Raw genomic sequence first — 23,035 nt, 5'->3', positions numbered from 1 at the left:
CCTAGCCCTCGAGCAGGACGCCGGCCTGGCGGAACGCCGCCACGAGCTCGTCGACGACGCCGTTGAACTGCTTGACGGCCTTGGCCCGGCCCATCAGGCCGCCGGACATGCCCGCCGACGGACGCGTCAACCGGACGACGGTGCCCGCGTCGATCGCGTGCAGCGCGAGGCCGACCTGCAGGTGTGGCGCGAAGCCACCCAGCAGGAGCTGCTTGCCCTTGCTGCCCTTCTCGGCGGTCCCGGACCACTCGTCGTGCCAGGTGACGGAGAACCCTCGGCTCTCCAGCGCCTGCACGACCGAGGCCCGGGCCCGCGTGGGATCGCCGCTGACGGCGATCTCACGGGTGTCGACGGGGTCGGCCATCGCGCGACCTACTTGGAGGCGGCCGTGACGGCTTCGCTCGCCGCGAGGCCGAAGCCGACCTTGCGGCCGAGGTCCGAGGTGAAGTCGAGGTAGGCGACCTTGCTGGCCGGAACCGCGACCGTACGACCCTTGGTGTCGGTCAGGGTGAACACGGCGTCGTCCTTCAGTGCCGTCTCCAGTGCCTTGAGCACGGCATCCGGGGTCGACTCGGTTGCCACGGACAGCTCACGGGCGGCGTGCTGCACGCCGATCTTGACCTCCACGGTCACTCATCTCCTTTGATGTCATCTTCGTTGCGGGGGAATGCGCCGATGCCGCGCCAGGCGAGGCCGGCGACGAGCTGGACGGCTTCGCTGCGGGTGAGCGTCGAGTCCTGCGACAACCAGTTGCGCGCGCCGACATGACCCATGCCGACGAGGCTGACGGCCAGCAGGTGCGACGAGGCGACGGGCAGGCCGGTGTCCTCGCGGATGACCTCGGCGATCGCGGAGGCGGACTCCTCGATGACGCGATCGATCTGCTCGCGTACGGAGGGGTCGCTCGTCAGGTCGGACTCGAACACCAGCCGGAACGCGGCACCCTGGTCGGCGACGTAGTCGTACCAGAGCTCCATCGTCGCCCGGACACGCTTGCGGTTGTCGGTCGTCGACGCGAGAGCGGTCTTGACGCCGTCGATCACGGTGTCGCACGAGGTCTCGAGCAGCGCGAGGTAGAGGTCGAGCTTGCCGGGGAAGTGCTGGTAGAGCACGGGCTTGGAGACGCCCGCACGCTCGGCGATCTCGTCCATCGACGCGGAGTGGTAGCCCTGCTCGACGAACACCTCGAGCGCGACCTCCAGCAGCTGAGCGCGTCGCGCGGTGCGCGGCAGGCGGCTCGTGCGCGGACGCAGCGGGGTGGTTTCGGTCACGGGCCCCAGAGTAGTCGGTCGTGCCCGGCATCCGGACGCCCGCCGGGGGCGTTGGCCATACGGGGAACAATGGAACGTGCGTGCGGTGTTATGCCGCCAGAACCGTTTGCAGCTCAGCTTGCACAGAGGAGAACCCGTGGTCGCCCCACTCGTGGAACCCGCCGACGAACTGACCATCGACGAGGTACGCCGCTACAGCCGGCACCTGATCATCCCCGACGTCGGGATGACGGGCCAGAAGCGTCTCAAGAACGCCAAGGTGCTCGTGATCGGCGCCGGCGGTCTCGGCAGCCCCGCCCTGCTCTACCTCGCCGCCGCGGGCGTCGGCACGCTCGGCATCATCGATGACGACGTCGTCGACGAGTCCAACCTGCAGCGCCAGGTCATCCACGGGCAGTCCGACATCGACAGGCCCAAGGTCGAATCCGCAGCTGCCTCCGTCGCTGAGATCAATCCGTACGTGAAGACGATCCTGCATCACGTGCGCCTCGACACCGACAACGTGCTGGAGATCTTCGCCGACTACGACCTGATCCTCGACGGCACCGACAACTTCGCGACGCGCTACCTCGTCAACGACGCCGCCGTGCTGCTCAACAAGCCGTACGTCTGGGGCTCGATCTACCGGTTCGAGGGCCAGGTGTCGGTGTTCTGGGCGCAGGAGGGGCCGCAGTACCGCGACCTCTACCCCGAGCCGCCGCCGCCGGGCATGGTCCCGTCGTGCGCCGAGGGTGGCGTGCTGGGCGTGCTGTGCGCCTCGATCGGCTCGATCATGGTCACCGAGGCGATCAAGCTGATCACCGGTATCGGCGACCCCCTGATCGGCCGGCTGATGGTCTACGACGCGCTCGAGATGCGCTACTCGACGCTCAACATCCGGCGCGACCCCACCGGCCAGCCGATCACGGGTCTGATGGACGACTACGAGGCGTTCTGCGGTGCGATCAGCGAGGAGGCTGCCGACGCGGCCGCCGACTCGACGATCTCGGTGACGACGCTCGACGGCTGGCTCAAGGAGCGCAACGACGGCGGGCGCGACTTCGTGCTGGTCGACGTGCGCGAACCCGGTGAGTACGAGATCAACAAGATCCCGGGGTCGATCCTGATCCCCAAGGGTGAGTTCCTCAACGGCAACGCGCTGGAGCAGCTGCCCGACGACAAGCAGATCGTCCTGCACTGCAAGTCCGGCGTACGTTCTGCCGAGGCGCTCGCGGTGCTCAAGGGTGCGGGCTACAAGGACTCCGTGCACGTCGGTGGCGGCGTCGTGGCCTGGGTCAACCAGATCGACCCGAGCCAACCCTCGTACTGACCTCCGTCCTCGCTGGGAGTGACGCTTTTGATGTGGCGCACGGCGTGTCGCCTCGAAAGTGTCACTCCCAACGAGTGAGTTGGTCCTATGGATCGTGAGTTCGTGGAGCGGGTGCTCGACCTCGTGGAGCGGATACCGCTCGGCCGGGCCGTGTCGTACGGCGCGATCGCCGAGCACCTCGCCGCCGGATACGGCCCGCGCTACGTCGGTCGGGTCATGGCGATGGAGGGGCAGGTCGTGCCGTGGTGGCGGGTCGTCCGCGCCGACGGGGCGATGGCGCCGCCGCTGATGCCCGAGGCGCAGCTGCACTGGCTCGAGGAGAGCACCCCGGTGCGCAACGGCCGGGTCGACATGAAGAACGCCGCGTGGGACTTCGCCTGAGTGTCTGCCCCGTCTGGTGAGATGGACACATGCCTGAGTACGTCCTGCAGCGGCCGAGCGCCGCTTCGAGCACCCCTCCGGTGCTCGACGAGAGCCAGCAGGCCGTGCTCGACCACTTCTCCGCGGGCGGCGGCCCGCTGCAGGTCCTGGCCGGTCCCGGGGCGGGCAAGACCACGGCGCTCGTCGAGCTCGTCGTCGACCGGGTCGAGAACGGCGGCCTGAGCCCCGACCAGATACTCGTCCTCACGTTCAGCCGCAAGGCCGCGCAGGAGATCCGCTCGCGCATTGCCCGGCGCCTGGCCCGCACCACCAGCACCACGCCGGCGATGACGTTCCATGCGTTCTGCTATGCCCTGCTGCGGGCCGAGCAGTCGCCGACCGATTTCGCCAACCCGATCAGGCTGCTCAGCGCCCCCGAGAACGACGCCATGATCTCCGAGGTGCTCGCGGGTGTCGATGCGGAGCAGTGGCCCGCGGTGCTGCGGCCGGCCCTGCGCACCCGCGGGCTGGCCTCGGAGCTGCGTTCGCTCATCGCCTCGGCCCGCGCGCTCGGCATGGACGATGCCGACCTCGCGCAGGTGGCGGCCCGGACCGATCGCGACGACTGGAGGTCGGCCGCGCGGTTCTTCGACGAGGTCACCGCCGTGGCGGCGCTGGCCAACACGATCGACCACACCGACCTCATCTTCGCCGTGGTCAACGCCCTCAAGGATCCTGAGGTGCGCGACCGCTGGCGGGCCAAGCTGGCGCTGGTCGTGGTCGACGAGTACCAGGACACCGACCCGCTCCAGGTCGAGCTCCTGCAGGCGCTGGCCGGTGACGGTCGCGACCTCGTCGTCGTCGGCGACCCCTACCAGTCGATCTATGGGTTCCGCGGTGCCGACGTCCGCGGCATCGTCGAGTTCCCCGACGCCTTCGCGACCGCTGCCGGACCGGCGCCACGCCTGACGCTCGCCTACACCAATCGCTACGGCGACGACATCGCCGCGGCCGTGAGGTCGATCGTCGACAACAAGGGTGCCCTCGGCGCGGTCGACGGCTCGGCCTACGCCGCCCTGCGCAACCCCATCAGCAAGGTCGACGACCCGGGCACCGTCGACGTGCGGACCTTCTCCACGCCCACCGCCGAGGCCGAGCACATCGCGTTGATGCTCCGCGAAGCGCACCTGCACGACCACGTCGCATGGCGTGACATGGCCGTCCTCGTCCGCTCCGGCGCCCACCTGACGCGGCTGCAGCGCGCCATGGTTGCCTCGAGCGTGCCGGTCGAGGTGGCCGGGGACGAGCTCCCGTTGGCGGTCGAGCCGGCCGTACGCACGTTGCTCTCGGCCCTGCACGCCGCCGACTCGTTGAGCCGCGGCGAGACGTTGTCGCCCGACGTCGCCCATGCCCTGCTCACCGGTCCGTTGGGCCATCTGGACGCGGCGGGTGTGCGCCGTCTCGGCCGCACGCTCCGCAAGGCCGACGCCGTCGACGGCCAGTCTCCGCGGGCGTCTCGGATCCTCATCGCCGAGGCGCTGGGCGATCCGGCGCACCTCGCCACGTTGGAGGTGCAGGGCCCACCTGCCCGCGCGGTCGAGGCTGCGACCAGGCTCAGCGAGCTGCTCCTCACGGCGGCCGACCAGATCAAGGACGGCGACCCGGCCGAGCAGGTGCTGTGGACCGTGTGGGACGGCACCAGGTGGCCCACCCGGCTGCAGGCGGAGGCCGAGGGCGACGGCGACGGCAGCGCTCGAGCCAATCACGACCTCGACGCCGTGTGCGCGCTGTTCGCCGAGGCTGCCCGCGCCGAGGAGCGCGAGGCGCATCGCTCGGTCGCGGAGGTGGCCCGCGCCCTCGAGGCGCAACAGATCCCGGCGAGCTCGATCGCGCAGAGCGGCGACTCCGGCGACGCGGTGCAGCTCATGACGGCGCACCGGTCCAAGGGGCTCGAGTGGCCGCTGGTGGTGGTGGCGGGTGTGCAGGACGGGGAGTGGCCGGACCTGCGAGCCCGCGGCAGCCTGCTGCAGGGCGACCGGCTCTCTCCCGACGGCGTCCAGCCCCCGCCGTCTCCCTGGACCGCGGCGGCAGAGGAGCGCCGATTGTTCTACGTGGCGTGCAGCCGTGCGAGGTCCCGGCTCGTCGTCACGGCGGTCGCCAGCGGCTCCGACGAGGGCGACCAGCCCTCGCGATTCGTCGGTGAGCTCCACGCGCATCTCCTGGGCGCTGCCGTCCGTACGCTCCCGGAGGCCGAGCCGCGACCCCGCCGTTCCCTGTCGCTGCGCGGAGCGATCGCCGAGCTGCGCCGCATCGGTGAGTCCACCGATGACGAAGCCGTCCGCGCCCGGGTCGCCGCTCAGCTGGCCCGGCTCGCCGAGCACCCGTCCGGTCGCTCGGCGCACCCCGACCGCTGGTGGGGGCTGGCTGAGCGCACGACCAACGACGAGCCGGTGCGCGACCGGGCCGAGGCGCTGCGGCTGTCAGGCAGCCAGATGAACACGCTGACCAAGTGCGCCTTGCAGTGGTTCGCCGGGCACGAGGCCAAGGGCGACCGGGGCACCTCGGCGGCACAGGGTTTCGGGTCCATCGTCCATGCCTTGGCGGCCGAAGCGGTTCGCAGCGGGGTCGAGCCTGACGTGGCCGAGCTGTCGGCGCACCTCGATGCGGTGTGGGATGCGCTGGGGCTCGCGCCGTGGATCAGCCTTCGCGAACGCCGCGAGGCCGTCGAGGCGCTCGAGAAGTTCGCCCAGTGGCACAGGACCAATCCGCGCGAGGTGCTCGCCGTCGAGCACCCGTTCGACGTCACGATCGACGTCGACGGCCGTGAGGCCAGGTTCACCGGTTCGATGGACCGCGTCGAACGTGACGACGACGGCATCCACGTCGTCGACTTCAAGACGTCCAAGACCCCCATGACGGCCAAGGACGCGGCCGTCAACGCGCAGCTGGGTGTCTATCAGCTGGCCGTCGAGGCCGGCGCCCTCGACGAGCTGGCGCCGGGAGACGGCCCGGCCGGCGCCGAGCTCGTCTACCTGCGCACCAGCACCAAGTCAGCCGCAACCCGCACCCAGCCCGGCGCGCCCGAAGGCACGACGACCGCCCGCGAGCAGGTCACTGAGGCGGTCCGACTGATCGATGCCGAGGAGTTCGCAGCGACGGTCGGCGGGGCATGCGGCTACTGCGCGTTCAAACGCATCTGCCCGGCACACGACGAGGGCGCGTCGATCCTCATCGAGGAGAAGTCATGACCGCGCCCCTCGTGCGCGACGAGCAGCACCTCGGCGAGATCCTCGACCGCCAGTTCTCGCGTGCCCAGCTCGACGCGATCACGCTCGGGCTGGATGCGCCGAGCTCGATCATCGCCGGGGCCGGCTCCGGCAAGACGACCGTGATGGCTGCCCGGGTGGTGTGGCTCGTCGGTCATCTGGGCATCCCTCCCGAACGCATTCTCGGACTGACGTTCACCAACAAGGCAGCAGCCGAGCTCGGCCAGCGGATTCGAGCCAGCCTCGAGTTGTTGGGTGTCGACCACGCCGAGGCCGGCTGGGGCGAGGTCACGGCGTCGACCTATCACGCGTTCGCGGGCACCCTCATCGCCGAGCACGGGCTGCGGCTGGGCGTCGAGCCCGATCTGCGCGTCGTCACCGACGCGTCCCGCTTCCAGCGCTTCGCCCGTGCCATCGAGTCCTACGAGGGATCCCTCGACCTGGTCACCACCTACATCCCACGGCTCGTGCCCGACGCGATGAAGCTCGACTCGGAGCTCTCCGAGCACCTCGTCACGCCGGCGGACCTGAGGGCGTACGACGAGGCCATCATGGCCTGCGACGACTCAGGTCGGTCGGCCCACAAGGTCGTGGCCCAGGCGGCGGCCACCGCGCGCAAGCGGACCGAGCTCAGCCGGCTGGTCGACGCCTACCGGGCGGCGAAGCTGGCCGACGGGGTCATGGACTTCTCCGACCAGATGGCCTGGGGTGCCGAGCTCGCCACCCTCGAGGCCGTACGCAAGTCCATGCTCGAGAAGTACGACGTCGTCCTCCTCGACGAATATCAAGACACCTCCGTGGCCCAGCGTGACCTGCTGGTGGGACTGTTCGCGGGGCTCCCGGTCACCGCGGTCGGCGATCCCGCTCAAGGCATCTACGGCTGGCGAGGCGCGGCCACCGGCAACCTCGAGGACTTCCTCGACGACTTCGCGATCGAGGACGTGCCGGGTCGCCGCCTGACGTTGCGGCAGACCTATCGGTGCCGGCCCGAGATCATCGGCGCCGCCAACCACATCATCTCGGCGTTCTACGACGACGCCAGGATCACCAGGAGCGTCGAGCCCTTGGTGTCTGGCAAGGACCCGGGTGGACGCGTCGACGTGGCGTTGCACTCGACGGTGTCCCAGGAGATCAGCGCCATGGTGCGACAGATCGAGCAGATCCGCGACGAGGGCGTCGTCCCGTTGCGCAGCGTCGCGATCCTCGTACGCGTCGCAGCCGAGAACGGCGAGATCGTCAAGGCGCTGCGTGACTCGCACATTCCCTTCGAGATCGTCGGCCTGCAGGGTCTGCTCGCGCAGCCGGAGGTGCAGGACGTCGTGTCGCTGCTCGAGGTCGTCGACGACGTGACCGCCAATCCGGCGACCCTGCGACTGCTGACCGGACCGCGCTGGAACGTCGGCCCGCGCGATCTCGCACTGCTGGGCCGCCGGGCCTCGCAGCTGAGCCGGTCGGTCAGCCGCGACGACGAGGCCGAACCCTCCCTGGCGGCCGACCTGGCGCACGCGGTTGAGGGCACGGATCCGACCGAGATCGTCGCTCTGGCCGACGCGTTGGAGGATCTCGGCGATCTGCCCTACTCCGAGGCTGCTCGGGCTCGGTTCGCCGAGCTGTCCGGCATCATCACCTCGGTGCGCCGGCACAGCAGCGAGCCGCTGATCGACCTGGCCCGACGTGCCGTCCGGATGCTCGACCTCGACATCGAGCTGGAGGCCGGCGACGTCGAGGGCGCCGGCGACAACCTCGCCCTCTTCCTCGACGCGGTGGCGACCTACTCCGAGAGCGATCGCTACGCCTCGCTCGCCGGACTGCTGTCCTACTTCAACGCCGAGGAGATCTACAACCAGGGCATGGAGGTGTTCACCCCCTCCGAGGCCGAGTCGGTCAAGCTCCTGACGATCCACCGCGCGAAGGGGCTGGAGTGGAACACCGTGTTCGTGCCGTTCATGTCCGCCACGGTGTTCCCCACGGGCCAGGGACGCGCCAACTGGATCACCACCGCGTCGGCCGTGCCGACCGCCCTGCGCGGCGACCGGTCCAGCCTGCCGCAGATGGCCGACCGCCCGGACGACTGGACCGACGACTCCCGCAATGTCCACGACGCTCGCAACAAGGAGCTGGGACACATGGAGGAGCGCCGGTTGGCCTACGTCGCCTACACCCGCGCCGAGGAACGCCTGGTGCTGTCGGGGCACTGGTGGGGGCGCACCCAGATCAAGCCGCGTGGCCCGTCCGAGTTCCTCATTGCGACCCGTCAGTGGCTGATCGAGAACGGTGAGGACGCCGCGACGTGGGCGCCTCAACCCGCTCCCGGGGCCACCAATCCGCACCTCGACACGGTGCAGCGCTCCGACTGGCCGGCGGCACCGCCCGTCCTGGCGCGCCGTCAGGCCTTGGCGTCGGCCGTCCGCGACACCCTCGACCGGTCCGAACGGCCGGCGTTCGACGTGGCCCTCCTGCCGGCCGACCGCCTCGACGAGCTGTGCGCCGACGTCGACCTGTTGCTCGCCGAGGCTGACGCCATGGCCGCACAGCAACGTGTCGTGACCTTGCCCGGGTCCGTCTCGACCACCTCGATGCTCGGCCTGGCCGACGACGAGGCGTCCTTCGCGCGCGAGCTGGCCCGCCCCATGCCGCGCCGCCCGTCACCCGCGGCCCGGTTCGGCACCCGCTTCCACGCGTGGGTCGAGGCGCACTACGGCCAGCAGGTGCTGCTCGACCCGGCCGAGCTCCCCGGGCAGGGCGATGTCGACCTCAACTCCGACGCCGAGCTCGACGAGGTCATCACCCTGTTCAGCGAGGGCGAGTACGGCCAACGGGATCCCTTCGCCATCGAGGCCCCGTTCTCGATCGTCCTGGCCGGTCAGCAGGTCATCGGACGCATCGACGCCGTCTTCGCGACCACGGCCGAGGACGGACGCACCCGTTTCGAGGTGGTCGACTGGAAGACCAACAAGAAGCCCACGGCCGATCCGTTGCAGCTGTCGATCTACCGGCTGGCCTGGGCAGAGCTCAACGGGGTCGCGCCCGAGGATGTCACCGGAGCCTTCTACTACGTCCGTCTCGGCAGGACCCTGCGCTACGGCGCCGACCAGCTGCTCGACCGCCCCGCTCTCGAGGCACTGCTCCGGGGTGGCGGAGGCCCGGACTAGCGTAGAGGCGTGGACTTCGCCTTCGACCGTACCCAGCACGACCGCGCCGGCCATCTGCGCAAGGACGACGCGTGGCGCACCCGCGACGTACGCGTGATGGTCATCGGCGGCGAGCACGTGGCGACCGACGGCGGCGCAGGCGTCCGCTGGCTCAGCCTTGACGAGGCACCCGAAGGCGAGTGGATCTTCCTCGGCATCAAGGACAGCGTCCGCTACGCCGCGGTGATGGTCGACCGGGTGCCCGACGAGCTCGCGCCGGTGAGCCTGCGCATGCTCGGACCGACGATGGCACCCGACGAGGCATCCCTCGGGGTGCACGCGGTCGGCATCGCCCGGTGGCACGAGCACCACCGGTTCTGCGCCAACTGCGGCCAGCCGACGGACCCGGCGGAGGCCGGTCACGTCCGCATCTGCCCCGCGTGCGGCACGCACCACTTCCCGCGCACGGATCCCGCGGTCATCATGCTCATCACCGACGGTGACGACCGAGCACTGCTGGGCCGCGGCCAGCAGTGGCCCGAGGGCCGGTTCTCGACCCTGGCCGGGTTCGTCGAGCCGGGGGAGTCCCTCGACGATGCCGTACGCCGTGAGGTGCTCGAGGAGGTCGGCATCCAGGTCGGCGAGGTCACCTACGCCGGCAGCCAGCCGTGGCCGTTCCCGTCGAGCCTCATGCTCGGGTTCTTCGGCCAGGCGCTGACGTCGGACATCACGATCGACCAGAACGAGATCGCCGAGGCGCGCTGGTTCACCCGTGACGACGTCACGCAGATGACGGCGGCCAGCGAGATGCTGCTGCCGCCCAACGTCTCGATCTCACGGTGGCTCCTCCAGAAGTGGCACGGAGGAACCATCAGCGGCCGTTGGGCCTAGCTTGCTGCGGCCAGCTGCGCCTTGACCTGGGCGACGGACGGGTTGGTCAGCGCCGTGCCGTCGGCGAAGACCAGCGTGGGGACGGTCTGGTTGCCGTTGTTGGCCTGCTCGACGATGAACGCGGCCTCGGGCACCTGCTCGATGTCGACCTCGTCGAAGGTGATGCCCTCGCGCTTGAGCTGGCCCTTGAGCCGGTGGCAGTACCCGCACCAGGGGGTGGAGTACATCGTGAACGTGCCCGACATGGAGTGTCTCCTTCGACGACTAGTCTTGATTGTCTCAACATCATTGCCACTTCAACCATTCCATGAGGAGCCTGCGTGCCCAGTGCCGACGACCTGTTGACGGGACTCGATCCTGAGCAGCGTGAGGTCGCCCAGGCGTTGAGGGGGCCGGTCAGCGTCGTCGCGGGCGCCGGCACCGGCAAGACCCGCGCGATCACGCACCGCATGGCCTACGGCGTCGCGACCGGCGTCTACAAGCCCACCGAGGTGCTGGCGGTGACGTTCACGACCCGCGCCGCCGGCGAGATGCGCACCCGACTGCGCCAGCTCGGCGCCGACGGAGTGCAGGCGCGCACGTTCCATTCCGCGGCGCTGCGACAGGCCCGCTACTTCTGGCCCCAGGTCTACGGCGGCGAGTTCCCCGAGGTCACGGCCTCCAAGTTCGCCCTCGTCGCCGAGGCCGCGCGTCGCCTCAACATCCGCACCGACACCCCGCTGCTGCGCGACCTGTCGTCGGAGATCGAGTGGGCCAAGGTCTCCAACATCCGCCCGTCGGCCTACTCCGCCGCGGCGGGTCCCGCTCGCCGCCAGGTCGCCGATCTCGACCACCCCACGGTCGGCAACATCATGACGGCCTACGAAGACGTCAAGCGCGATCGCGGGCGCATCGACATGGAGGACATCCTCCTGATCACCGCGGCGATCCTCGCCGACGACGAGCGCATCGCCGCCCAGGTCCGTCAGCAATATCGTTGGTTCGTCGTCGATGAGTTCCAGGACGTCAACCCGCTCCAGTCGACCCTCCTCGAGCTGTGGCTCGGCGGCCGCAACGACATCTGCGTCGTCGGCGACCCACGCCAGACGATCTACTCGTTCGCCGGCGCCTCGCCCGAGATCCTCAGCTCGTTCGGTCGCCGCCACGAGGGCGCCCAACGCATCGAGCTCGTCCGCAACTACCGCTCGACGCCCCAGATCGTGGCTGCGGCCAACGCGGTCTTCAGCCGCACCCACGCCACCGATGGCGTACGCCTGCAGTCCCAGCAGGAGCCGGGCGACCCGGTGACCTACATCGGCTTCCCCGACGAGCAGGCCGAGGCCGCTGCGGTCGCGAGCGAGATCGCGCTGCTTCACCGGCGAGGCGTCTCCTACAAGGAGATGGCCATCCTGTTCCGGATCAATGCCCAGTCCGAGGCATTCGAGGAGGCGCTCGGCGAGCACGGCATTCCCTACGTCCTGCGCGGCGTCGAGGGGTTCTTCCGCCGCGCCGAGGTGCGCCAGGCCGTCACGCTCCTGCGCGGTGCGGCCCGCGGCGGCGAGGGTGGCGGCGAGCTCGTCCAGGAGGTGCGGGCGATCTTCGCGGCGATGGGCCACACCGATGAGCCACCCAACGGCGCCGGTGCCGTCCGCGATCGCTGGGAGTCGCTCCACGCGATCGTCTCGATGGCCGCCGAGCTGGTGGAGTCCGACCCCGCCGCCGACCTCACAGCACTCGTCGCCGACCTCGACCGGCGCGCCGACCAGGCGCACGCGCCCGCGGCAGACGGCGTCACGCTGGCCACGCTGCACTCTGCCAAGGGTCTGGAGTGGGACGCGGTGTTCTGCGTCGGCATGCACGAGGGCATGATGCCGAGCGTCCACGCCGACACCCCGGCGGCGGTCGAGGAGGAGCGCCGACTGTTCTACGTCGGGCTCACTCGCGCTCGCCACGACCTGATGATCTCCTGGGCCGTGACCCGCAACCGCGGCGGTCGCGGCAACCGTCGACCGACCCGCTTCCTCGACCCGCTGTTGCCCGCCGACCACGAGGCCCGGCAGACCGCCCGCCAGCCCCGTGAGCGCAAGGTCGCCAAGTGCCGGGTCTGCAATACCGTCCTGGCCGTCGCCGACCGCAAGCGGGGGCGCTGTGAGGACTGCCCGGCCACCTACGACGAGGAGCTCTACGAGCAGCTGCGCTCCTGGCGCACCGAGCAGGCCACCGAGCAGGGCAAGCCGGCCTACGTGATCTTCACCGACGCGACGCTGCAGTCGATCGCGGAGGTCAAGCCCGCCGATCCCGACGCGCTGGCCAAGGTGCCCGGCATCGGTCCGGCCAAGCTCGAGAAGTACGCCGACTCCGTCCTCGAGCTGATCCGGGATCGCTAGGCGTCAGCGAATCCGGGTAGTGATTCTTCGAGGATCGCGCGGAAGGGGGCCGTGGCGCCGAGCTGGCTGAGCACGCCGATGCCGCCGATCCACACGCGGTGGATCAGCAGATATTGCGGCGGCAGATTGATCTTCATCGCGGTGCCCATGCCCTCCGACGTCAAAGCGCTGACCCGCAAGGTCTGCGCGCGCATCCACTCGCGGCTGAACGTGAACCGCTCGACGCTCGCCGGCTCGACGAACGGGCCGATGTAGCGGGCGATCGTGTCGGCATCCAGGTCGGTGGTCTGCTTGACGAACCCTTCGTCGCGCAGCCCTTCGAGCACCAGGTCGTAGTCACCGGCGACCGCATGGCGGAGCAGCCGGCCCACCGGCTCCGGAAGCCCGTCCGGGAGGCGCGCGACGGCGCCGTAGTCGACGACGCCGAGTCGGCCGTCGGGCATGACGCGGAAGTTGCCGGGGTGCGGGTCGGCGTGCAGCATCCCGGTGCGCATCGGGCCGGCGAACAGGAACCTCACGTACGCCTCGCCGTATCGGTCCCGCTCCTCCTGCGTGCCCTCGGTGATGACCTGCGCCAACGAGTGGTCGCTGTCGAGCCAGGTCGAGACGAGGGCGTGCTCGGTGTAGGCCAGGACGTCCGGGACGACGATCTCCGGATCACCCTCGAACTCCGCGGCGAACATGCTCTGTGCCCCGGCCTCCAGGTTGTAGTCGAGCTCCTCGGCGACCCGGTCCTGCAGCTCTTGGACCAACGGCTTGACGTCGAGTCCCGGCGCCAGCGTCCCGAACAGTCGCGCCAGCCGGGCGATCTGCTTGAAGTCGGCGGTCAGCGCCTTGGCGGCGCCGGGATACTGCAGCTTGACCGCGACGTCGCGGCCGTCGGCCCACACCGCGCGGTGCACCTGGCCGATCGAGGCCGAGGCGGCGGGCTTGTCGTCGAACGAGGTGAACTGCTGCCGCCAGTCGGCGCCGAACTCTTCGGCCAAGACCCGGTGCACCGTGTCCGGCGGCATGGGCGGGGCCGAGTCCTGCAGCTTGACGAGCGTCTCGCGATAGGGCCCGATGAACTCCTCGGGCAGCGCGGCCTCGAAGATGCTCATGGCCTGGCCGAACTTCATCGCGCCGCCCTTGAGCTGGCCGAGCACGGAGAAGATCTGGTCGGCCGTACGGCGTTGCACCTCGTTGAGCACGACGTTCGCAGGTGCTCCGACCATGCGCTTGCCGAAGCCCAACGTCGTACGCCCGGCGAAGCCGACCGGAAGCGAGGCGAGGCGGGCCGTGCGCAGGAACGCGCTGCCGGTCAGCGGTCGGCCCTTGGGCTCGCCCTTGCCGGGCGAGCCGGCCTGGTCCGGTCCGTCGGGCCGGTCGGGAGTCTGGGGCACCTCGTCAGGATAGTCCGGGGCCCGCGGTCAGGCGGCCCGAAGCAGGTCGCACGTGCAGGCGTGGTGGAACGCCAGCGGCCAGCTGTCACGGTCGTCGTGCGCAGGTCCGACGACGAGGCATCGACCGAGGCTGCGACCGCGACCGCCGTCGGCGTGGGCCAGCACCTCGACGGCGACCTCGAGTGCGGCGGCATGGGTCGTGACGGCGTCGATGGCCGGGGGAGTCATGCTCGCGGTGTGGCGACCGAGCTGGTGCACCAGCGCCGACCAGGCCCGGTCCCAGTCCGCCCGGTGCAGGTCGTGACATGACACGCAGGGCGTGTGCCCGGGGCGTACGAGCGGCCCGATCCGAACGCGATCCTCGTCGATCACGACCGGCAGGTGGTCGATCCCGAGCCGCGCCGGCTGCTCGAACACGGTGCGGGCGGGCTCCCCGCACGACGCGATGACCAGGAGGTCCGGATGGTCGGGGGCGAACCGGGTGATGCCGGCATCGGCGAGGGTCGATCGGAGGATCTCGGACAGCCGGTGGCTGCCGGCGTCCGCGTGGAGGGCGACTCCGTACGCCTGTCGGTGGCGGAGCCGGGCCGGATCGTCACCGCCGAAGTCGGCATGCCGTGCCTCGGCATCGAGGCCGCGGACCTCAGCGGTGCTCCAGCGGGTTGCGTCGAACACGACGCCCGCCGACCGGAGCTCAGCGAGGATCTCGGCGACCGGCGCCGCGAGGTCGGGGATCGCGTCGCGCGCGATCGCCGTCAGGCGGTCGACGTCGCGCGCGCCGTCGAGGAGGTGGAGCAGCTCGAGCAGGCCGGGTCGATCAGCGATGACGATGCCGGGGGAGGTGCCGACCTGCAGGTGCGTGGCGTCTCGTCGCAGGAGCGGTGCACCGGGGCGAAGCGCAGGTCGGAAGGCCATGTCGTCAGAGTCGTCGTTCGACGCTGATCCGGCGAGCGAGTCGTCCACAGCGGCATCAGCAGACAGAGAAGCGGAGGACCCGACGGTGTCGGATCCTCCGCGAAACTCGGGGAAGTGCGGGGCCCGGATCCCCGCAGGTGGTTCAGGCCTTGCCGAGGATCCGGTTCAGCTTGGTACCACAGACCGGGCAGACGCCCTTGGCCATACGAGTGCCCTTGTCACTGACGTGGACCTCTCCGGACGCCTCGCGCTTTTCCTTGCACTTGACGCAGTAGAACTCGCCACTCCATGTTTCCGACATTGCGGCCTCCTTGCCGATGTGGTGCTAGTCACGTTCAGCGTACGCGTGGAAGGGCCGTTTCACGCTCAGCTGAGCGTAAAGGCGTTCGGCGCGTCGGAATGCCTCCAAACGCAGGTCTCGTCCAGCGCGGGCCCGCTGACATGAGGGAGGCTCCCGACGGAGCTTGCCTTCCCCTTGCGAGCTCCGTCGGGAGCCTCGAATGCGCCTCAGGCTAGGGCGGCCAGCGGCTCCCGGCAACCGGTTTCGGGCAACCGTTGTCCACGCCTGTGGATAACAATGGGGACAAGTTGTGGGGAACGCCGAGGAGCCATGTGGACGGCGCAGTGCACAACCTGTGCGCCGCCACCCTCACACCCCCGGATCTGCCTGTGTGACCAGCCGGTTTGTCCGGCCCGAGCTGTGGACGGACAAAAGGTGGGCATCAGCAGATAGGTTTCGGATCATGAGCGAGGTCGAGATCCGGCGCAGCGCCCGACGCAAGCGCACGGTGCGCGCCTATCGCGAGGGCGACAAGACGATCGTCCTGATGCCGGCGCACCTCTCCAAGGCCGAGGAGGAGCGCCACGTGCGCAGCCTCGTCGAGCGGCTCGACCGCCGTGAGCAACGCGTACGCCCGAGCGACGACGACCTCCGGACGCGGGCCGCCCAGCTGTCCAGCCGGTGGCTCGACGGTCGCGCGGTCCCGTTGTCGGTGCGCTGGGTGTCCAACCAGAACAGTCGGTGGGGCTCGTGCACCAGCGCCGACCGCAGCATCCGGTTGTCCGGCCGGCTCAAGGGCATGCCCGAGTGGGTCGTCGACTACGTCCTGCTGCACGAGCTGGCCCACCTCATCGAGCCCAACCACAGCAAGCAGTTCTGGGCGCTCGTCGACGCCTATCCCGAGACGGCCAGGGCTAAGGCGTTCCTCGAAGGCGTGTCCTGGCAGCAGCGATCAGCGCCCTGACCGAGTCGTCGGTGTCGGCCGGCAGCGCGTCGACCCCGAACCAGGCCAGGTCGTCCGACTCGTCACTGATGACGTGCTGCGCCCCGTCTGGAGCGACGGCGACGTACTGCACGTCGAGGTGATGGGCCGGCCGCAGCGGCCCGCACGGCACCTCGTGCCGGGACAGCAGCACCGGTACGGGGTCGATCACGAGGTCGGCGATCCCGCTCTCCTCGCGGCCCTCCCGCAGCGCAGCCTCCGCCAAGGTCGCGTCGTCGGGCTCGCAGTGCCCGCCGGTCTGCAGCCACCGCTTGATGATGCGGTGCAGGGTCAGCAGGACGCGACGGTGATCGGCCGAGAAGATGATCGCGCTCGCCGTGAGGTGATCGGGATGGCACTCGCGGCTCATCGCGTCGGCGTACGTCTCGGTGTGCGCGACGTACAGCGCACGCAGCCGTTCCTGCTCGGCGTCGAGGGCGGACCAGCCGCTCAGAACGCCGTGCGCGTCGTCGCGCAGCGTCACTCGCGGGTGCCGTCGGGGTCGCCCTCAGCGGCGTCGCCGGGGTCGTTGTCGAGCAGCTCTCCGAGGGCGGCGTCGAAGTCGTCGTCGCTCTGCGTGCGGTGCTCGCCCTGCGCGAAACCGAGCGGGTCGTCGAGGTCTGCCGCCGACGGCATCAGGTCGGGGTGACTCCACACCGCGTCGCGGGCCTCGGGCCCCTGGCGGTCGCGCAGCGCGGCCCACAGCGTCGTGGCTTCGCGCAGCTTGCGAGGACGCAGCTCCAGGCCGACGAGGGACGCGAACGTCTGCTCGGCCGGGCCACCGGCGGCCCGGCGGCGGCGCATCGCCTCGGCGAGCGGGGCAGCTGCGGGCATACGGTCCTTGGTTGCCTGGGTGACGATCTCGTCGACCCAGCCCTCGATGAACGCGAGGAGGGTCTCGAGGCGGTCGAGCGCCCGCTGCTGCTCCGGGGTGCGCTCGGGCTCGAACAGGCCGCCGGCCAACGCTTCCTGGATCTCCTCGGGACGCGACGGGTCGAGGCCCTGCAGCTGCGACTCGATCGCTCCGACGTCGATGCGGGTGCCGCGGCCGAACTCCTCGATCGCGCCGACGAGCGCGGGACGCAGCCACGGGGAGTGGTGGAACAGGCGGTGGTGCGCGCACTCGCGCAGGACGATGTAGAGGAGCACGTCAGATGCCGGGTGCTCGAGACCTTCGCCGAACGCCTCGACCCCGGACGGCAGGACGGCCGCGATGCGCTCGGGACCGAGCGGGATGCCGATCTCGGTCGACGACACGATCTCTCCGGCGAGACCGCCAAGGGCCTGACCGACCTGCTGGCCGAACATGGCGCCTCCGGCCTGCGACAGCATGCCCATCAGCGGGCCGGCCATGGCCTTGGCCTCCTCGGGAAGCGCCTCGCCCATGGCCTTGACGACGTGGGCGGCGATCGGCTCGACGAGCTGCTGCCACGTGCCGGACGTCGCCTCGATCCACTCCGCGCGGCTCCACGCCGTCGCGGTGGTGGCGCCCACGGGGATCGAGGTGACGGTGTCGAGCCACGACTCGGCGAGCTGGGCGGCGTCGTCGACCGCGCCCTGCTGGGCCGAGTTGGGCGTGGGGTCTGGTCCGGCCGCGGCCACGGTGTGCCGGGCGACGTCCTTGGCCAGGTCGAAGTTGACGCTGCCCTCGTGCGGGGCGAACATCTTCTGCATCTGGCCCATGATCTGGTTCATGTCCATCTGGCCACCGGAGAACGCGCCGAAGAGCTGCTCCATGGGGGTGCCCTTGAAGGGGTTGTCGGGCTCTTCGTTCTCGTTCTCGGCCATGCGTCAACAGTAGCGACCGGATCCGCCGATCCCACGGGATCGATGTTCGCTCTACGATGAATCCGACATGACTGCCGTACGCCTCCTGGACATCCGCGACGCACCGCTGAGCCTTGACGAGGTGTACGCCGCGGTGACCGATCCGGCGGCGGGTGGCATCTGCGTGTTCATCGGCACGGTCCGCGATCACGACGAGGGCCACGAGGTGTCTGCTCTCGGCTATTCCTCGCACCCGACGGCGCTCGACCGGTTGCGTGGCGTCGCCGAGCGCATCGCCGCGGAGTGCGACGTGGTCGGCCTGGCGGGCGTCCACCGCGTCGGTGACCTGGCCGTCGGCGACCTCGCGGTGGTCGTCGCCGCGTCGGCTGCTCACCGCGCCCAGGCGTTCGAGGCGTGCCGGAGGCTCATCGACGAGCTCAAGACCGACGTGCCGGTGTGGAAGCATCAGACGTACGCCTCGGGGGACGCCGCGTGGGTCGGCTCTCCGGACGCCCCGGCCGCGGGCCCGCCGGTTGCCGGGACTGACTAGGCTCACCGTGTGTCCGACCCGAACAAGCTGAGCGCTCGCTACACCACGATGGTCGTGGCGACGATCTCCTTGATCGCGTTGACGAGCGTGGCGTTCATGGTGCCGGTTCCCTACGTGAGGCTGCAGCCGGGACCTGTGCAGGACACGCTGGGCCCGGTCAAGGGTGGCGAGTCGATGTTCACGTTCGGCGCCAAGGCCAAGACCTACCCCACGTCCGGGTCGCTCTTCTTCACGACCGTGCGGGTCGGTGGCCCGGACGCACACCTGTCGATCCGCGCGGCCCTGGCCGCCTACCTCACCTCGGACCAGGCGGTGGTCCCCAAGGACCTCGTCTACCCCGACAACGAGACGCGCGAGCAGTCCGACGCCGAGTCCGCCGCCCAGATGACGGGCTCGCAGGACTCCTCGCGCGTCGCAGCCCTGCGAGCAGCCGGCTACAAGGTCGGCGAGCGGCCGTCAGTCGTGCAGGTCGTCAAGGGTGGCGCCGCCTTCGGCAAGCTCGTGGCGGGCGACGTGTTCCTCGACGTCGACGGCACCAAGGTCACGACCCCCGACCAGGTCGTCAAGGCCGTCGGCACGCACCACCCGGGCGAGACCGTACGCCTGACTGTCGAACGCAGGGGCGAGTCCGTGGACGTGCCGGTTGTGACCCGTCCCGATGCCAAGGACAAGACCGTCCCGCGCGTCGGCATCTCGATCGGCGTGAAGTACACCTATCCGTTCCAGGTCAACAACAACGTCGGCACCGACGTGGGCGGGCCGAGCGCCGGCACGATGTTCGCCCTCGCGATCTACGACAAGCTGACCCCCGGCGAGCTCACGGGTGGCAAGAAGATCGCCGGCACGGGTGAGATCGCTCCCGACGGCACGGTCGCTCCCATCGGCGGCGTACGGCAGAAGATGGCCGGCGCGGCCAACGCTGACGCCACGATCTTCCTGGTGCCGGCCGCCAACTGCGCTGAGGCCGCCGACGGCGACGACGACGGGCTCAAGCTCGTCCGGATCTCGAACCTCAAGGACGCGATCTCCTCGCTCGAGGCACTCGCCAAGAACCCCGACGCCAAGGTCCCGTCATGCAGCTGATGCCCGACTCGCCGCTGCGTCAAGCGGCCCTCGAGGTCGAGTCACACGTCGGCGCCGAGGGCTGGGACCAGCCTCCCCGCCTCTTCGCCCTCGTGCCGACCGCCGACCTGATCGCCAAGGAGCCGGGCCTCGCCGACCAGCTCTCCGATGACCCGGCGAGCGTGACGCCGGTCGAGCAGGAGCTGCCGGGCGACCGCGAGCTCGAGGACCTGCTGACCGAGATCGTGTGGCCCGACGCCGTCATCGGCTGCGCAGCTGTCGTCGAGCGCATCATGCTGCCGCCGGAGGCCGAGGCCGCCCTGCCGGACGACCCCGACGAGCTGATCGCCGTCGTCGCGGCCCACCCCGATCGCCGCGAGGTGCGGCTCGTCGCCGCCGTCGTCCGTGATGGCGGGGCACACAGTGCCGTACGCGCCAGAGAACCCCACGATGCCGAGCTGCTGGAGGGTCCCGACCTCGTGCCGGGACTGATCGAACACCTCCGCCGCACTCTGGCATAGAGTCTTGTCACCCCGTCACCAGGAGCCACGTGAGCGACATCTTCGGAACCCCCCGCCCCCGCCGGGAGCCACGGCGCGGACCTGACCGTCGCCAGCGGGTGCTGGTTCCCACGCTCATCACCCTGGCGTTGCTGCTGTTCCTCGGCTCGATCTTCACGAGCGTGTGGACCGATCGCCTGTGGTTCAAGTCGGTCGGCTACAGCGACGTGTTCCGCAGCGTGCTGTTCACCCGGGTCTCGCTGTTCCTCATCCTCGGCCTGATCTTCGGCCTGTTCGTCATCGCCAACCTCTACATCGCCTATCGCGCCCGGCCCGATGCCGCGCCGATGCGGCGTGACGACCCGGCCTATCGCTATCGGCTGGCGCTGACGCCGCTGCTGCGTCCCCTGGCGATCGGCTTCGGCCTCGTGCTCACCGGTTTCGCCGGCTCCGTCGCCGCGGCGCACTGGGACACCTACAAGATGTGGCGCAACAGCACGTCGTTCGGCTCCAAGGACGCGCAGTTCCACAAGGACGCCAGCTTCTACGTCTTCGAGTACCCGTGGTGGCGCTTCCTCACGTCGTACTCGTTCGCGCTGATCGTCATCACGGTCCTGGCGGTGCTGTTCCTCAACTACGTCTACGGCGGCATCCGCATCGCCGGTCGCGGTCCCAAGCTGACCCGTGCGGCGCAGGTGCACCTCTCGGTCCTGGTCGGCCTCGGCGTGCTGCTCCGGGCGGTGTCCTACTACCTCGACCGCTTCGGCCAGGTGATCGCGTCGGGCGGACTCGTCGACGGCGTCACCTACACCGACGACCACGCTCGCATCCCGGCCAAGAACATCCTCATCGCCGTGGCGATCGTCTGCGCCCTGCTGTTCTTCGCGGCGATCTTCATCCGTTCGTGGGCGCTCCCCGCGATCGGGCTGGGCCTGCTCGCGCTGACGTCGATCCTGATCGGCGCGATCTGGCCGGCCGTCATGCAGGGCTTCCAGGTCAAGCCGTCGGAGCCCGACAAGGAAGCGCCCTACATCGCGCGAAACATCGCCGCGACCCGCGAGGCGTACGACGTGGCGGACGTCCAGGTGGAGACCTATGCCGCCAAGACGACGCTCACCCCAGCCGAGCTCGCCGCATCGGCGGAGTCGCGGGTCAGCACCCGTCTCCTCGACCCGACCCTGATCTCGGACGCGTTCGAGCAGCTCCAGCAGGTGCGCGGCTACTACGCCGTGCCGACCACGCTCGACGTCGATCGCTATCGCATCGGGGCCGACCAGCAGCCGCAGGACGTCATCATCGCCGCGCGCGAGCTCAAGCTCTCCGGTCTGCAGCAGAGCCAGCGCAACTGGGCCAACGACCACACGGTCTACACGCACGGCTACGGCATCGTCGCGGCCCGCGGCAACCAGCGCGGTCCCAACGGCGAGCCCGTGTTCGTCGCCAAGGACATCCCGCAGACCGGCGAGATCGAGACCACGACCCCGCCGCGCATCTACTTCGGCGAGCAGTCCCCGAGCTACTCGATCGTCGGCCGGCCCAAGGGCGCCACGCCGATCGAGGTCGACACCCCGCGCGCCGGGACCGCGACCAACAAGGCGACCAAGGCCAACGCGACCCAGAACACGTACGACGGCAAGGGCGGTGTGCCGATCGGCAACACGTTCAACAAGCTGCTCTACGCCTTCAAGTTCGCCGAGCCCAACATCTTCTTGTCCAACCGGGTCAATTCCGAGTCCAAGATCCTCTACGACCGTGAGCCGCGTGACCGGGTCAAGAAGGTCGCCCCGTGGCTGACGGTCGACGGCGACTCCTACCCGGCCGTCGTCAACGGTCGCGTCGTGTGGATCGTCGACGGCTACACGACCAGCAACTCCTACCCCTACTCCGAGCACCGTTCGCTGCGCGAGGCCACCGCCGACACGTTGACGACCAGCAACTCGCAGACCGCGCTGCCGACCGACCAGGTCAACTACATGCGCAACTCGGTCAAGGCGGTTGTCGACGCGTACGACGGCTCGGTCAAGCTCTACCAGTGGGACACCAAGGACCCCGTCCTCAAGACGTGGATGAAGGTCTTCCCCGACGTCGTGGAGCCCAAGAGCAAGATCAGCAACGGGTTGCTGGAGCACCTTCGCTACCCGGTCGACCTGTTCAAGGTGCAGCGCGACGTGCTGCAGCGCTACCACGTGACCGATCCGCAGGCGTTCTACAACGACGACCAGCGCTGGAAGGTCCCCGAGGACCCGACTGCGCCGACCGGGTCGAGCGCCCTGCAGCCGCCCTACTACCTGTCGACCGCGCGGCCCGGCGAGGACACCCCGAAGTTCTCGGTGACCAGCGTCTACCTGCCCAACAGCCGGCAGAACCTGGCGTCGTTCGTGTCGGTGAACTCCGAGGCGACCGACACCGAGAACTACGGCAAGATGCAGATCCTGCAGCTGTCGAGCGGCAGCCAGATCGACGGCCCCAGCCAGATCGCCAACAAGCTGCAGACCGACAACGGGGTGACCCAGGCCCTCCTGCCGTTCAAGCAGGCCGGCACCGACATCCAGTACGGCAACCTGTTGACCGTCCCGGTCGGCGGAGGGTTGCTCTACGTCCAGCCCGTCTACATCAAGCGCCAGGCTGCCGAGGGCACCTATCCGGTGCTCCAGTACGTCCTCGCGTCGTTCGGCACCGATGTCGGCTTCGGCAAGACGCTCGACGAGGCCTTGCGCGTCGCGCTGGGTCTTGAGGAGGGCTCGACGCCTGACGACCCGGGCACGACCCCGACGCCTGAGGACAACACGCCGGGATCGACGACGGCTGCGGCACTGCTCGACGACGCGGCGAAGCTCTACGACGACGCCCAGAAGGCCCTCAAGGCCGGCGACCTCGCGACGTACCAGTCCAAGATCAACCAGATGGGCAACAAGATCGAGCAAGCCCAGCAGGCGGTCAAGGACGAGAGCGCCAAGAAGAAGTAGAGGAGGGGACCCCGGATTTGATCCGCGGGTCCCTGAC

The 23,035-nt window shown here is 69.7% G+C and carries 20 protein-coding genes; 11 read left to right on the top strand and 9 right to left on the bottom strand.

The window, feature by feature from the left end:
* Window position 1: 1 nt before the first annotated feature.
* The 3 genes from ASC61_RS02135 to ASC61_RS02125 are packed head-to-tail and all read right to left on the bottom strand — an operon-like array spanning window position 2 to window position 1,280.
* A complete protein-coding gene (locus ASC61_RS02135; RefSeq protein ID WP_056208664.1) occupies window positions 2-364 on the bottom strand; it encodes a hypothetical protein in 363 nt (120 codons plus the stop codon).
* An 8-nt stretch (window positions 365-372) separates the two neighbouring features.
* On the bottom strand, window positions 373-633 hold the full coding sequence (locus ASC61_RS02130) for a DUF3107 domain-containing protein (RefSeq protein ID WP_327019487.1): 261 nt from the start codon (window positions 631-633) through the stop codon (window positions 373-375).
* Window positions 630-1,280 carry a TetR/AcrR family transcriptional regulator gene (locus ASC61_RS02125; RefSeq protein WP_056215190.1) on the bottom strand — a complete coding sequence of 217 codons (651 nt, stop codon included), beginning with the start codon at window positions 1,278-1,280 and terminating at the stop codon, window positions 630-632. The genes ASC61_RS02130 and ASC61_RS02125 overlap by 4 nt, the downstream gene beginning before the upstream one ends.
* Before the next feature lie 127 nt (window positions 1,281-1,407).
* On the opposite strand from ASC61_RS02125, the gene moeZ reads away from it, so the two are divergent.
* The 5 genes from moeZ to nudC all read left to right on the top strand — a co-directional run bounded on the left by moeZ (window position 1,408) and on the right by nudC (window position 10,228).
* On the top strand, window positions 1,408-2,580 hold the full coding sequence (moeZ, locus tag ASC61_RS02120) for an adenylyltransferase/sulfurtransferase MoeZ (protein ID WP_056208658.1): 1,173 nt from the start codon (window positions 1,408-1,410) through the stop codon (window positions 2,578-2,580).
* 87 nt (window positions 2,581-2,667) lie between these two features.
* Window positions 2,668-2,961, top strand: coding sequence for an MGMT family protein (locus ASC61_RS02115; protein WP_056208655.1), 294 nt, complete (start codon window positions 2,668-2,670; stop codon window positions 2,959-2,961).
* A gap of 29 nt (window positions 2,962-2,990) precedes the next feature.
* On the top strand, window positions 2,991-6,188 hold the full coding sequence (locus ASC61_RS02110; RefSeq protein WP_056208652.1) for an ATP-dependent helicase: 3,198 nt from the start codon (window positions 2,991-2,993) through the stop codon (window positions 6,186-6,188).
* Window positions 6,185-9,358, top strand: coding sequence for an ATP-dependent DNA helicase (locus ASC61_RS02105; RefSeq protein ID WP_056208649.1), 3,174 nt, complete (start codon window positions 6,185-6,187; stop codon window positions 9,356-9,358). Before ASC61_RS02110 ends, ASC61_RS02105 begins: the two co-directional genes overlap by 4 nt.
* 9 nt (window positions 9,359-9,367) lie before the next feature.
* The gene (nudC, locus tag ASC61_RS02100; protein ID WP_056208646.1) at window positions 9,368-10,228 is read left to right on the top strand and encodes an NAD(+) diphosphatase; all 861 of its coding nucleotides are present in this window, start codon (window positions 9,368-9,370) and stop codon (window positions 10,226-10,228) included.
* On the opposite strand, the gene ASC61_RS02095 is transcribed toward nudC, so the two are convergent.
* Window positions 10,225-10,473 (bottom strand): mycoredoxin, encoded by a 249-nt coding sequence (locus ASC61_RS02095; RefSeq protein ID WP_056208645.1) that lies wholly within the window; start codon window positions 10,471-10,473, stop codon window positions 10,225-10,227. The genes nudC and ASC61_RS02095 overlap by 4 nt on opposite strands.
* A 75-nt stretch (window positions 10,474-10,548) precedes the next feature.
* On the opposite strand from ASC61_RS02095, the gene ASC61_RS02090 reads away from it, so the two are divergent.
* Window positions 10,549-12,594, top strand: a complete 2,046-nt coding sequence (locus ASC61_RS02090) for an ATP-dependent DNA helicase UvrD2 (protein WP_056208642.1) — start codon at window positions 10,549-10,551, stop codon at window positions 12,592-12,594.
* Here ASC61_RS02090 and ASC61_RS02085 read toward each other — a convergent pair.
* The 3 genes from ASC61_RS02085 to ASC61_RS20005 form a co-directional block, all read right to left on the bottom strand.
* Window positions 12,591-13,976 (bottom strand): ABC1 kinase family protein, encoded by a 1,386-nt coding sequence (locus tag ASC61_RS02085; protein ID WP_327019486.1) that lies wholly within the window; start codon window positions 13,974-13,976, stop codon window positions 12,591-12,593. The two genes, ASC61_RS02090 and ASC61_RS02085, sit on opposite strands and share 4 nt — an antisense overlap.
* A 27-nt stretch (window positions 13,977-14,003) precedes the next feature.
* Window positions 14,004-14,891, bottom strand: a complete 888-nt coding sequence (locus ASC61_RS02080) for a hypothetical protein (protein WP_157439346.1) — start codon at window positions 14,889-14,891, stop codon at window positions 14,004-14,006.
* Window positions 14,892-15,033: 142 nt separating this feature from the next.
* A complete protein-coding gene (locus ASC61_RS20005; RefSeq protein ID WP_200935378.1) occupies window positions 15,034-15,192 on the bottom strand; it encodes a DUF5679 domain-containing protein in 159 nt (52 codons plus the stop codon).
* A 442-nt stretch (window positions 15,193-15,634) separates the two neighbouring features.
* On the opposite strand from ASC61_RS20005, the gene ASC61_RS02075 reads away from it, so the two are divergent.
* Window positions 15,635-16,135, top strand: coding sequence for a M48 metallopeptidase family protein (locus tag ASC61_RS02075; protein WP_056208636.1), 501 nt, complete (start codon window positions 15,635-15,637; stop codon window positions 16,133-16,135).
* Here the strand turns inward: ASC61_RS02075 and ASC61_RS02070 are convergent.
* Together ASC61_RS02070 and ASC61_RS02065 are read right to left on the bottom strand one after the other, a co-directional pair.
* Window positions 16,086-16,637 carry an NUDIX hydrolase gene (locus tag ASC61_RS02070; RefSeq protein WP_056208633.1) on the bottom strand — a complete coding sequence of 184 codons (552 nt, stop codon included), beginning with the start codon at window positions 16,635-16,637 and terminating at the stop codon, window positions 16,086-16,088. The two genes, ASC61_RS02075 and ASC61_RS02070, sit on opposite strands and share 50 nt — an antisense overlap.
* Window positions 16,634-17,941, bottom strand: a complete 1,308-nt coding sequence (locus tag ASC61_RS02065; protein WP_056208630.1) for a zinc-dependent metalloprotease — start codon at window positions 17,939-17,941, stop codon at window positions 16,634-16,636. The genes ASC61_RS02070 and ASC61_RS02065 overlap by 4 nt, the downstream gene beginning before the upstream one ends.
* A 67-nt stretch (window positions 17,942-18,008) precedes the next feature.
* Here ASC61_RS02065 and ASC61_RS02060 point away from each other — a divergent pair, with 67 nt between their 5' ends.
* Genes ASC61_RS02060 through ASC61_RS02045 form a run of 4 tightly spaced genes read left to right on the top strand, consistent with a single transcriptional unit; the run spans window position 18,009 to window position 22,998 of the window.
* On the top strand, window positions 18,009-18,470 hold the full coding sequence (locus tag ASC61_RS02060) for a molybdenum cofactor biosynthesis protein MoaE (RefSeq protein ID WP_056208628.1): 462 nt from the start codon (window positions 18,009-18,011) through the stop codon (window positions 18,468-18,470).
* Window positions 18,471-18,479: 9 nt separating this feature from the next.
* Entirely contained in the window at window positions 18,480-19,553 is a 1,074-nt protein-coding gene (locus tag ASC61_RS02055; RefSeq protein WP_235503455.1) for a YlbL family protein, read from the top strand.
* Entirely contained in the window at window positions 19,544-20,053 is a 510-nt protein-coding gene (locus ASC61_RS02050; RefSeq protein WP_200935377.1) for a PPA1309 family protein, read from the top strand. Before ASC61_RS02055 ends, ASC61_RS02050 begins: the two co-directional genes overlap by 10 nt.
* Window positions 20,054-20,082: 29 nt before the next feature.
* Window positions 20,083-22,998: a UPF0182 family membrane protein gene (locus ASC61_RS02045; RefSeq protein WP_056208625.1), complete on the top strand. Its 2,916-nt coding sequence runs from the start codon at window positions 20,083-20,085 to the stop codon at window positions 22,996-22,998.
* The last annotated feature ends 37 nt before the right edge of the window (window positions 22,999-23,035 follow it).

The organism is Aeromicrobium sp. Root344, assembly GCF_001425755.1.
Lineage (GTDB): Bacteria > Actinomycetota > Actinomycetes > Propionibacteriales > Nocardioidaceae > Aeromicrobium.
This window is presented reverse-complemented; position numbering and strand designations above follow the sequence as displayed.